This is a genomic window from Streptomyces sp. SudanB52_2052 (genome assembly GCF_964272415.1).
Classification (GTDB): Bacteria; Actinomycetota; Actinomycetes; order Streptomycetales; family Streptomycetaceae; genus Streptomyces; species Streptomyces olindensis.
Genome location: NZ_OZ186796.1, coordinates 5,699,375 through 5,710,355, shown reverse-complemented (window position 1 = coordinate 5,710,355; position 10,981 = coordinate 5,699,375). Strand labels below are relative to the sequence as shown.

The 10,981-nt window shown below is 73.8% G+C and carries 13 protein-coding genes; 4 read left to right on the top strand and 9 right to left on the bottom strand.

The annotated features are described in order from the left end of the window. Window positions 1-223: 223 nt before the first annotated feature. The 5 genes from ACSUPV_RS25545 to ACSUPV_RS25525 all read right to left on the bottom strand — a co-directional run bounded on the left by ACSUPV_RS25545 (window position 224) and on the right by ACSUPV_RS25525 (window position 3,778). The gene (locus ACSUPV_RS25545) at window positions 224-895 is read right to left on the bottom strand and encodes a class F sortase (RefSeq protein WP_031113308.1); all 672 of its coding nucleotides are present in this window, start codon (window positions 893-895) and stop codon (window positions 224-226) included. A gap of 2 nt (window positions 896-897) precedes the next feature. Then, window positions 898-1,650 (bottom strand): hypothetical protein, encoded by a 753-nt coding sequence (locus ACSUPV_RS25540; protein WP_436948622.1) that lies wholly within the window; start codon window positions 1,648-1,650, stop codon window positions 898-900. Window positions 1,651-1,776: 126 nt separating this feature from the next. Continuing rightward, window positions 1,777-2,556 (bottom strand): HAD-IIA family hydrolase, encoded by a 780-nt coding sequence (locus tag ACSUPV_RS25535; protein WP_031113304.1) that lies wholly within the window; start codon window positions 2,554-2,556, stop codon window positions 1,777-1,779. 107 nt (window positions 2,557-2,663) lie between these two features. Then, window positions 2,664-3,419, bottom strand: a complete 756-nt coding sequence (locus ACSUPV_RS25530) for an LPXTG cell wall anchor domain-containing protein (RefSeq protein WP_359791304.1) — start codon at window positions 3,417-3,419, stop codon at window positions 2,664-2,666. A gap of 140 nt (window positions 3,420-3,559) precedes the next feature. Continuing rightward, entirely contained in the window at window positions 3,560-3,778 is a 219-nt protein-coding gene (locus ACSUPV_RS25525; protein WP_031113301.1) for a hypothetical protein, read from the bottom strand. 120 nt (window positions 3,779-3,898) lie between these two features. On the opposite strand from ACSUPV_RS25525, the gene ACSUPV_RS25520 reads away from it, so the two are divergent. Further along, complete coding sequence (locus ACSUPV_RS25520) at window positions 3,899-4,795, top strand: TetR/AcrR family transcriptional regulator (RefSeq protein WP_382609629.1); 897 nt, start codon at window positions 3,899-3,901, stop codon at window positions 4,793-4,795. Here ACSUPV_RS25520 and ACSUPV_RS25515 read toward each other — a convergent pair. After that, window positions 4,753-5,898, bottom strand: coding sequence for an ROK family transcriptional regulator (locus ACSUPV_RS25515; protein ID WP_436948621.1), 1,146 nt, complete (start codon window positions 5,896-5,898; stop codon window positions 4,753-4,755). The genes ACSUPV_RS25520 and ACSUPV_RS25515 overlap by 43 nt on opposite strands. Before the next feature lie 48 nt (window positions 5,899-5,946). Here ACSUPV_RS25515 and ACSUPV_RS25510 point away from each other — a divergent pair, with 48 nt between their 5' ends. From ACSUPV_RS25510 to ACSUPV_RS25500, 3 genes are all read left to right on the top strand, one after another. Continuing rightward, entirely contained in the window at window positions 5,947-7,038 is a 1,092-nt protein-coding gene (locus ACSUPV_RS25510) for a Gfo/Idh/MocA family oxidoreductase (RefSeq protein WP_037766645.1), read from the top strand. Then, window positions 7,035-7,562, top strand: a complete 528-nt coding sequence (locus ACSUPV_RS25505; RefSeq protein ID WP_037766648.1) for a heme-degrading domain-containing protein — start codon at window positions 7,035-7,037, stop codon at window positions 7,560-7,562. Before ACSUPV_RS25510 ends, ACSUPV_RS25505 begins: the two co-directional genes overlap by 4 nt. An 86-nt stretch (window positions 7,563-7,648) precedes the next feature. Then, the gene (locus ACSUPV_RS25500) at window positions 7,649-8,515 is read left to right on the top strand and encodes an LLM class F420-dependent oxidoreductase (protein ID WP_031113293.1); all 867 of its coding nucleotides are present in this window, start codon (window positions 7,649-7,651) and stop codon (window positions 8,513-8,515) included. 114 nt (window positions 8,516-8,629) lie between these two features. Here ACSUPV_RS25500 and ACSUPV_RS25495 read toward each other — a convergent pair whose 3' ends face one another. The 3 genes from ACSUPV_RS25495 to ACSUPV_RS25485 form a co-directional block, all read right to left on the bottom strand. Next, window positions 8,630-9,487, bottom strand: a complete 858-nt coding sequence (locus tag ACSUPV_RS25495) for a fumarylacetoacetate hydrolase family protein (RefSeq protein WP_436948620.1) — start codon at window positions 9,485-9,487, stop codon at window positions 8,630-8,632. A gap of 216 nt (window positions 9,488-9,703) precedes the next feature. Beyond that, window positions 9,704-10,414: a YidC/Oxa1 family membrane protein insertase gene (locus ACSUPV_RS25490; protein ID WP_037766655.1), complete on the bottom strand. Its 711-nt coding sequence runs from the start codon at window positions 10,412-10,414 to the stop codon at window positions 9,704-9,706. Between the two features lie 104 nt (window positions 10,415-10,518). Further along, window positions 10,519-10,848 carry a DUF6412 domain-containing protein gene (locus tag ACSUPV_RS25485; protein ID WP_436948619.1) on the bottom strand — a complete coding sequence of 110 codons (330 nt, stop codon included), beginning with the start codon at window positions 10,846-10,848 and terminating at the stop codon, window positions 10,519-10,521. Window positions 10,849-10,981 lie beyond the last annotated feature (133 nt).

Below are 10,981 nucleotides of genomic sequence, written 5' to 3'. Positions count from 1 at the left end.
TGTCGGGACTTGGCGTTATTCAACCTCTAGGCCCGGGCGGCCCTTTGGTTCTAGAGTCTTCTCAGCCGGGCCCGGCCTCCGGCCAGAGATTCACCCACCGTGCTCCCGCGGCCTCCCGCGCAGCTCGCCGGGTCACTCCCGCGGCCCGTGCGCGCGCGGTCGAGGACCGGCCCGGTCGGCGGCTTCAGGGGGAGCGGGCCGTCGACCGGGCTGGGTGGGCGCCTCACAGGCCGGTTCCCGTGAGGTACGCCGACACCACCACGTTCGCCGTGTAGCTGCGGGTCGTGCGGTCGAAGCTGCCGCCGCAGGTGACCAGCCGCAGCTCGGCCCGGCCCGACTGGCGTGGGCCGTACGCCTGGTGGGCGTCGAAGCGGTCGCGGGTGAGGACCTGGACCGACTCGACGGTGAACTCGGCGACCTTGGCGTCGGCCCGGATCACCCGGATTGTCTGGCCCGGCCGCATGGCGCTGACCTTGTAGAAGACGGCCGGGCGGGTGTCGGTGTCGACGTGGCCGACCAGGAGCGCGGTGCCGGGCGCCCCGGGGGCCACGCCGCCCGCGTACCAGCCGACCACGCCCGGCTGGTCGTACGGCGGCGGGTCGAGCGCCCCGCGCGCGTCCAGGCCGCGCGCCACGACGGGTGCCTGGACGCCGAGCCCGGGGATGTCGACGCGCTGCGGCAGCGCGTCGGCGAGGGGGCGGTGGGCGGGGGGCAGCTTCACGTCCGGGGGCCGGCCGGCCGCCGCCATGTCGCCCGTGGTGGGGGCGGACATGCCGTGCCGTACGTCGGTGACCTCGCGGCCCCACAGCCACAGCCCGAGCAGCAGCACCACCCAGGCCACGCCGGCCAGCAGGCGGCCGGTGCCCGCGGAGAACCTCTGTTCCTGGTCGGACATGGTCAGTCCGTTCTGCGGCTCCGGCGGACACCGCCCAGCGCGACGACCACCGCGGCCACTCCCGCGAGCACCAGGCCGGTCACGCCCTGGGCCGTGCCCGGCCCGGCCCCGCGTTCCTCGGCGGCGACCAGGTCGGCGGCGCCGCCACCGCCCGCCTGCACGGGGGCGACGGGGGAGGCGTGCGGGCTCGGCGGCCCGGACGCCTCGGGCCCGGACGCCTGGAGCTCGGAGTCCTCGGGCCCGGACGCCTCGGGCCCGGACACCTCGGGCCCGGACACCTCGGGCCCGGACGATTCGGCGCCGGCTCCCGATGCGGCCGACTGCCCGTCGTCCCCGGATGTGGTTGAGTGCCCGCCGTCCCCCGACGCGGCCGACTGCCCGCCGGCTCCCGGAACGGCGGCGCGCCGCCGGTCGCCGTCCCGGACGGTGAGCGTGCCGGTCCGTTCGGCGTCCCCGCAGGTGACCTTCACGGCGTACGTCCCCGCCGTGAGCGTGGAGCGGACGCGGCTCTCGCCGACCAGCTCGCGGTCGCCGTCGGTGACGGTGACGGTGAGCCGGGCGTCCGCGACGAACGCCGCCGACGCGGCGACGGCCGTCCGCTGCGCGCAGCCGGTCACGCGGAGCGTGACGTCACTGCCGGGCGCGGGGGTCGCCGGGATCACCGAGACGCCCCCCGTGTCCGCCGCGTACGCCGCCGGGGTCAGGGCGGCCGCGGCCAGGACGGTCGTGCAGAGAGTGACTCTCAGGGAACCCATCGTGAACCTCCAGACGCCTGGAGCCTCCCCCGCGCGGTCGCCGACCGCATCCGCAGGGACGCGGCGGCTGCTCCGTACGGGTGACGACGGGTTTGGGTCCCGGGACGCCGTCCGCCGGGGCCGGGTTCAGACCCGGTCGACCAGGTCCGCGATCGAGTCCACGACCTGCGACGGCCGGTACGGGAAGCCGTCGACCTGGTCGGGCCGGGTCAGGCCGGTGAGCACCAGGAACGTCTGCATCCCGGCCTCCATGCCGGCCAGCACGTCGGTGTCCATGCGGTCGCCGATCATCGCGCTGGTCTCGGAGTGCGCCCCGATGGCGTTCAGCCCGGTCCGCATCATCAGCGGGTTCGGCTTGCCCGCGAAGTACGGCTTCTTGCCCGTGGCCTGGGTGATCAGCGCGGCCACCGCGCCGGTCGCGGGCAGCGGGCCCTCGGTGGACGGGCCGGTCTCGTCCGGGTTGGTGCAGATGAAGCGTGCGCCGCCGAGGATGAGCCGGACCGCCTTCGTCATGGCCTCGAAGGAGTACGTGCGGGTCTCGCCGAGGACGACGTAGTCCGGCTCGTGGTCGGTCAGGATGTAGCCGATGTCGTGCAGCGCGGTGGTCAGCCCGGCCTCGCCGATGACGTACGCGGAGCCGCCCGGCCGCTGGTCGTCCAGGAACTGGGCCGTGGCCAGGGCCGAGGTCCAGATGCTCTCGATCGGCACCTCCAGGCCCATGCGGCGCAGCCGGGCGTGCAGGTCGCGCGGGGTGTAGATCGAGTTGTTGGTGAGCACCAGGAAGGGCTTCCCGGACTCGCGCAGCTTCTTCAGGAAGGCGTCGGCGCCGGGGATCGGGACGCCCTCGTGGATGAGCACCCCGTCCATGTCGGTGAGCCACGACTCGATGGGCTTGCGGTCTGCCATGTGCGGGATCTCCCTGCCGTACGCGGTCCTGCGTCGCCCCAGCCTAAACAGTGGCGGGATCTTGCGGAATGGGCCGCTCATGGCATCCCGACAGGCGGGACGGCGGTTCAGTGACGGCGGCGCGCGAGGAGCAGCGCCCCGCCCCCGGCGAGCAGCAGGGCCGCGGCGGCCGCGGCGACCCGGCCGCCGGATCCGGTCCGGGCCAGCTCCTCGGCGAACGGGAACCGGTCCTCGCGGGGCGGGGCGGTGGCGTCGCCCTCCGGCACGGTGCCGGTGCCGCCGTCGTCCCCCGCCCCGCCGCCCTCGACGGCGAACCGGTAGTCGTTGGACTGCCCCACCCAGTCGCCGTCGTCGTCGTGCCGCTGTACGACGGCCGCGTTGGCGGTGACGTCGTTGGCGACGGCGTCCGAGGTGACCGCGAGCCGCACCTTCACCGTGACGGTCCTGCCCGGGCCGACGGTGAACCCGCCGAAGCCTCCCGCGTCGTCCGCGAACGCCCCGACGAGTTCGTCCTCGCCGGTCTTCTCGAACCGCACGGGACGGGCCCGCGCGCCCTCGAAGAACTCCAGCCGCGGCTGGGACGGCTCCAGGGCGCGCCGGTCGTCGACGAGCACGACGACGGGGTGGATGCCCGAGCAGGTCCGGTCGGTGGTGTTGGTCAGCTCGACGTACCAGGTCCCGAATCCGCCCCCGGCCGTGTAGGAGTCGGGCCCGCCGTGGATGCGGGTGGTGAGCGGGAAGGTGTGGTCGTCGGGCGCGGCACAGGCGGGCGCCGGGTCATCCGCGTACGCCGGTTGAGCACCAGTGAGCAGGACGGCGGCGGTCGCCGCCAGACAGAGGTGAGCGGGCGTGCAGAGTCGCATGGACTTGAGACCTTGCCGGAATGGAAGGACCTGGCGCCGATGTCGCCGGAAACCTGCCCGAACGGCGGCGCGGAACCGCCCGGTCGGCGGACAGCTCCCGCGCGCGGCTCGGGCCCGACAGGACCTAGGGGGGTGTCCGCCTAGCGACGCCCGAGGGCCTTGGCGCGGGAGTGGGCCCAGCCGGTCAGGGCGGCGCCGGTGACGGTGAGGGCCGCGTAGGTCAGCAGCAGCGGGGCGAAACCGCCGGGCAGGTCGCCCAGCACCCCCCGTTCCCCGTGGTCGACGAGGAGCCGGACGAGTGCCTGGGCGCTCACGACCAGCACCACCATGCCGAGGACTTGCAGGACGTCATACTTCATGGCCTTCCTTCCGCGCGAGGTGACGTTACGAACGTATCAACGGAAGGAAAGCCTCTGGCCCTATTCAGCACCCCCTCTTCTTCTTTACGTCACACTTTCTCGGCGCGGTACCGTGAGGTGATGCGTGACGAAAAGAAGTGCCCGGTGTGCGGCGCGCGCGTGGCCCGCCCGGAGCGGGGGCGTCCGCCCGTCTACTGCTCCCGGAGCTGTCAGGCCCGGGCCTACCGCCGGCGCCGGCAGCCGCTGCCCGAGCCGGGCACGCCGCCGGTGCCCCGGCCGACGGACGTCCGGGCGCGGCAGCGGCTGCGGATCGCCGAGGCGGTGTGGCGCATCGCGGCCGGGCAGGGCCTGGAAGCGGCGAGCATGCGCAGGATCGCGGCCGAGGCGAGGGTGTCGCTGCGGGTCGTGCAGTACCACTTCGACTCCAAGCACGCTCTCCTTGTGGACGCGCTGCGCCTGCTGCACGAGGAGAACGAGCGGCTGGCCCGGGCGCGCATCCCGTACGACATGACGGACCCGTGCGCCCTGCTGCGGGCGGTGCTGGACGAGTTCCTGCCGCTGGACGACCAGCGCGCCTTCGCCCTGCGCGTGTTCACGGCGTACTACGCGCGAAGCCTGACCGATCCCGCCCTCGCGGCGGTCTTCCTCTCCGCCGAGCAGCCGTTCGAACGACTCGTCGCGGACATCATCGGCGTGGCCGAGACGACCGGGCGGACGGCCCCGGGCATCGACCGGGCGCACGAGGCGGACCTGCTGGTCTCGGGGGCCGTCGGGCTGGGCCTGGACGTCCTGCACGAACGCCGTTCCCTCGCGGACGTGCGGAGGGTACTGGACTATCACCTGGCCCGGATCTTTCCCGGCGGGGCGTGGGCGGATGCCGGGGACGGTCCAGGGGCGGCGGTCGGGGCGAGGGCCGGCGAGGGTTGTGCCGCAGTCGCCCCAGGGACGGCGACCAGGCCGGGGACGGCGGCGCCTCAGCCGACCTCACGCCCGAACACCGGCCCCAGCAGCAGCTGAGCCGCCCCCGCCGCCACGGTCCGTCCGCCCCCGGGGGCGAGTCGGACCGGCACGCCGTCCTGGCCCGTGCGCCGGGCCCGGTCCGCGAGCACCGCGCCGACCCCGCGCACGAACGCCTCCGGAGCCGCGGCCACCGTACGGCCGCCGAGGAGGACGACGTCGATGTCCAGCAGGCCGACCAGGTTCGCCGCCCCGGCGCCCAGGACCCGCGCCGCCTCCTCCAGGTCGCCGCGCGCCACCGCGCCGAGGCACAGCGCCTCGACGCAGCCCCGGTCGCCACAGGTGCACGGCGGGCCGTCCAACTGGATGACTTGATGGCCGAACTCCCCCGCCCCGGTCCGGGCCCCCCGGTGCACGCGCCCGCCGATCACCAGCCCGGCCCCCAGCCCCGTACCGAGGTGCAGGTAGGCGAAGGAGCCGCCCTCGCCCCCGGCGGCCAGGCCGAGCGCGGCCGCGTTGGTGTCCTTGTCGACCACCACCGGCACCCCGAGCCGGCCCGTCAGCGCGTCCCGCAGGGGAAAGCCGTCCCACTCGGGGAATCCGGTCACCCGGTGCAGCACGCCCCGGGCGTGGTCCAGCGGCCCGGGCAGTGCGACGCCCGCCCCGAGCAGGGCGGCCCTGCCGAGCCCGGTGGGCAGCACCTCGGCGACCGCCTCCCGCACCGCCCCCAGTACGGCCTCCGCCCCCGCCCCCAGGTCCAGCGCGGACCGCCGCTCCTCCACCACCGTCCCCCGCAGGTCCACGAGGACGACCCGTACCTCGTCCCGGTCCAGGTGGACGCCCACCGCGTGCCCCGCCTCGGGCACCAGCCGCAGCACCGTGCGCGGCTTGCCCCCCGTGGAGGCCCGCCGGCCCGCCTCCGCCGCGAGCCCGTCCTCCCGCAGCCGGGCCGTGATCTTGCTGACGGCCTGCGGGGTGAGCCCGGTCCGCTCGGCGAGTTCGAGCCGGCTGATGCCGTCGGCCCCGGCCGTCCGCAGCAGGTCGAGCACCAGCGCGGTGTTGTGGCTGCGCAGGGCGAGCAGGTTCGCCCCGCCCCAGCCCCCGCCGCCGCGCATGCCGCCCACCCCGCCCGTACCGTCGTCCGCCCTGTTCACGCCACCCATTGTCCCCGGCGCTTGCACTTTGGCAACAGCGTTGCGAAAGTGGGTGGCATGACTGGCACACCCCTCGGCACAGCCCCCGGCTCGCCCCTCCGCGTCGGCCTCGTCGGCTACGGCCTCGCCGGCTCCGTCTTCCACGCCCCGCTGATCGCCGCCACCGAGGGCCTCGCCCTCGACACGGTGGTCACCTCGAACCCGGAACGGCAGCAGCAGGCCCGTGCCGAGTTCCCGGACGTACGCCTCGCCGCCTCGCCGGACGAGCTGTTCGACCGGGCCGCCGAGCTGGACCTGATCGTCGTCGCGTCCCCGAACAAGACGCATGTGCCGCTCGCGACCACCGCCCTCAAGGCCGGCCTGCCGGTCGTCGTCGACAAGCCCGTCGCGGGCACGGCGGCCGAGGCCCGCGAGCTCGCCGCCCTGGCCGAGGAGCGCGGCCTGCTCCTCTCCGTCTTCCAGAACCGCCGCTGGGACAACGACTTCCTCACCCTGCGCAAGCTCCTCGACGAGGGCGAGCTGGGCGACGTCCAGCGGTTCGAATCCCGCTTCGAGCGCTGGCGTCCCCAACTCAAGGGCGGCTGGCGCGAGTCCGGCGACCCGGCAGAGATCGGAGGTCTGCTCTACGACCTCGGCAGCCATGTCGTCGACCAGGCCCTGGTCCTCTTCGGCCCGGCGGCGGCCGTGTACGCGGAGTCGGACATCCGCCGCCCGGGCGCCGAGACGGACGACGACACCTTCATCGCGATCACGCACGAGAGCGGCGTCCGCTCCCACCTCTACGTCTCCGCGACGACCGCCCAGCTCGGCCCCCGCTTCCGCGTCCTGGGCTCGCGGGCCGGTTACGTGAAGTACGGCCTGGATCCCCAGGAGGCGGCCCTGCGCGAGGGACGGCGCCCCGGCCCGGACTGGGGCGCGGAGCCCGAGTCGCTGTGGGGCCGCGTGGGATCCGGCGAGTCCCCGGTGACCGGCGGCGGCCGCCCCGAACCGACCCTCCCGGGCGACTACCCCGCCTACTATGCGGCCGTGGCGAAAGCCCTGCTGGAGGGCGCCCCGAACCCGGTGACCGCGCGGGAGGCGGCCGCCGCCCTGGACGTACTGGAGGCCGCCCGTCGTTCGGCCCGCGAGAAGGTGACGGTGACCCTGTGACCCACAAGAGCAACCCCTCCCACAGCCAGGAGCTGACCCCGAAGTTCCACCCGGAGCTCACCCCGAGCCTGGAGGAGCTGGAGAAGCAGGAACGCCTCCTGGTCTTCCGCCAGTTCACCCACGACGACGCCTGGGCGCTCGGCTCCCTCCTCGTGGAGCTGGCCCGGGAGCGGCAGGCCCCGGTCGCCATCGACATCCACCGCGCCGGCCAGCAGCTCTTCCACGCGGCGCTGCCCGGCTCCACCCCGGACAACGACGCCTGGATCGCCCGCAAGCGCCGGGTGGTCGAGCGCTACGGCTCCGCCTCCTACCTGGTCGGCGCCCGCTTCCGCGCCAAGGGCACGACGTTCGAGGAGTCCTCGCGCCTCGACCCCGACACGTACGCGGCCCACGGCGGCTCCTTCCCCATCACCGTCGAGGGCGTCGGCGTGATCGGCGCGGTGACGGTGTCCGGGCTGCCCCAACTCCAGGACCACCGCCTGGTGGTGGAGGCCCTGGAGCAGTTCCTCGGCAACGGCCGCTAGCGGGACGGAATGCGTGCCGGATCCCTCCGGTTGGCACCTGCGTACGCATGATCGAGCACGGCGCCCAATCGGAGGGATCGCACCCCATGACCACAGCCCTGAAGGAGACCGTCGGCCGGTACGGCATCTGGAGCGTGGGCCTGCGCTCGGAGGATCCGGACCGGCGCGGCGAACTCGCCGAGGCCGCCGCCGAACTGGAGGAACTCGGCTACGGGGCCGTCTGGCTGGGCGGCAACACCTCCGCCGCCCACGCCGCACCGCTGATCGAGGCGACCTCCCGGCTCACCGTCGGCACCAGCATCCAGAGCATCTGGCAGCACGAGGCGGACGCCACCGCCGCCGCCTTCGCCGAGCTGGAGTCCGCGCACCCCGGCCGTTTCGTGCTCGGCCTCGGCGTCAGCCACGCCAGGCTCGCGGAGCAGTACCGGCGTCCGTACTCGGCCCTCGTGTCGTACCTGGACGACCTGGACGCCGCCGGGATGCCCGCCGACCGCCGGGTCCTGGCCGCCCTCGGCCCGAAGAGCCTGAAGCTGACCCGCGACCGTTCCGCGGGGGCGATCCCCTACCTGGTCACCCCGGAGCACACCGCCCACGCCCGCGAAGCCCTGGGCGAAGGCCCCCTGCTCGCCCCCGAACTCGCGGTGGTCCCGGAGACGGACCCGGCCCGGGCCCGCGCCCTGGCCCGCGAGTTCCTGGAGACCTACCTCCCCCTGCCGAACTACACCAACAACTTCCTCCGGCACGGCTTCACCGAGGACGACCTGAAGGACGGCGGCAGCGACCGCCTGGTCGACGCCCTGTTCGCCTGGGGCGACGACACCGCGATCCGCGCCAAGATGGACGCCTTCTTCGAGGCGGGCGCGGACCACATCGCCCTCCAGGTGGTGAACGAGGAGCCGCGCGACGCCCTCCCGAGGAAGGCGTGGCGCGACCTGGCGGCTCTGCTCAAGTAGAGCTCACCAGGGGCGCGGGAACCTTCTTCAGGGGCGCGGGGAACTGCGCGACAAGCCGCACACGGCCCGCGGCCGAAAGACGACCGCAGTTCCCCGGCCCTCCCAGCGGAGCGCCTACGCGTTCTTGAACTCCTGCCGCTGCCGCCCCAGCCCCTCGATCTCCAACTCAACGACATCCCCGGCGCGAAGGAACGGCTTCGGCTCGGGCGCCCCCAGCGCCACCCCCGCCGGCGTCCCCGTGTTGATCACATCACCGGGGTACAGCGTCATGAACCGGCTGAGGTACCGCACGACCTCCCCCACCGAGAAGATCTGCTCGGCCGTGGTGCCGTCCTGCTTCAACTCCCCGTTGACCCACAGCTTCAGGGACAGCGCCTGCGGGTCCGGCACCTCGTCCGCCGTCACCAGCCACGGCCCCAGCGGGTTGAACGTCTCGCAGTTCTTCCCCTTGTCCCAGGTCCCGCCGCGCTCGATCTGGAACTCCCGCTCGGACACGTCGTGCGCGACGGCGTACCCGGCGACATGCGCGAGGGCTTCCTCCTCGGACTCCAGGTACCTGGCCGTACGCCCGATGACGACGGCCAGCTCGACCTCCCAGTCGGTCTTGAGGGACCCGCGCGGCACGAGGACGGTGTCGTTCGGCCCGACGACCGTGTCCGGCGCCTTCATGAAGACGACCGGCTCGGCGGGCGGCTCGGCGCCCGTCTCGCGGGCGTGGTCGTGGTAGTTCAGGCCGATGCAGACGATCTTGCCGATCCGCCCGAGCGGCGGGCCGATCCGCAGCCCGGTGGCGTCCAGTACGGGCAGCTCGCCGGCGTCGGCGGCGGCCCGGATCCGGCCGAGCGCCTCCTCGTCGGCGAGCAGCGCGCCGTCCACGTCCGCGACGACGCCCGACAGGTCCCGCAGGGTCCCCTCGGCGTCGAGCAGCGCGGGCCGCTCCGCCCCCGCCGTACCGACTCGCAGCAGCTTCATGATCACGTCTCCCTCGATCGCGGGCGCCCGCCCGACGCGCGTGACCCGGATGCGGCGGGGCAGCCATCGGAGGACTGGTCGATCCTCCAAGCTGCACGTGCACTCCGCAATACCCCGTTCACGTACTGGACCGTCACCTCACCGACCACTACCGGGCTACCGGTAGAGCAGACCGGCTACCGGTACACCGGACCGGCTACCGGTACAGCAGACCGGCTACCGGTACAGCACGGCCCGCTCGACGACGCTCCACGTCGTGCTGGTCACGACGTACAGCGCGGCGGCCAGCGGCACCACGGCCACGGTGACGAGCGTGAAGAACGACATGAACGGCATGACCCTGGTCACCGCCCCCAGCCCCGGCACCTGCTCCCCGTCCCCGGCCGGGACGACCGGGTTCGCGGCCATCATGCGCTTGCTGAGGCGGTAGCTGAACACGGCGACACAGGCGACGACGCCGAACAGCCCGGCGTACACGAGCCCGGCCCCGCCGAAGAGACCGCCGTCGAGCGCGTCCACCCACCGCTCCCCCAGCGGCGCGGCCAACAGCTGGTGGCCGAGCAGCTCGTTGGCCTTCCCGCCGATCGTGTCGCTGGAGAACAGGTGGTAGAGCAGGAAGAACGCGGGCACCTGGAGCAGCCCGGGCAGGCAGCCGGCCAGCGGCGACACCTTCTCCTCGGCGTGCAGCTCCAGCACGGCCCGCTGGAGCTTCTCGGGGTTCTTCCCGTGCTTCTTCCGCAGCTCGGCGATCTTCGGCTGGAGCGCGGTGCGGGCCTTCTGGCCGCGCGCGGCGGCCCGGGACAGGGGGTGGACGAGGAGGCGTACGAGCGCGGTGAACAGGACGATCGCGGCGGCGGCCGCGGAGGCGCCGAACAGCGGCTGGAGCAGGTCGGCGAGTCGCTCGACCAGGGTGGCGAAGACGGACATGGGTGAGCCCTCCGGGGGTCTCGTCGTGCCGGATGGAGACATGGCGGCATGACGACCCGCGCGGGGTCAGCTCCTGGAGTTCGTTGAAAGCTCCGCGAGGTTCCCTACGCGACGGTCGCCCGGAGGGCGTGTCCGGGTGCGCGGGGACGGGTGCGCCCCCGGGCGTCGGGATCGCGCTGGGGCAGGAAGGCCGTACGGCGATCCCGGTCGCGGATGGCCGTACGCACGCGTGTGCGCGCCACGGCGGGCGCGCAGCGCGAGGCGACGACGGCGCAGACCGCGAGGGCGGCGGAGGCCGCGGCGGTCGCAGCGGTGGCGGCGGTCGCGGCCAGGGCGACGGTGGCGGAGAGGCTGCCGGTGTCGAGCAGCGCCACCTCGACGATCAGGAAGAGCAGCGCGAGAGCGGGACGCAGAGTCGCCCAACCACGGTTCATCCGGCTGCCCCTCCTCTCATACGTGTACATGCCCTGCTGTTCGTTATACAGCATCGCCCGGCCGAACGGATCCTCGTACAGGATCGCCCGGCTGAACGGACCCTCGACTTCGTACACGGGTTTGAGAAAGGTT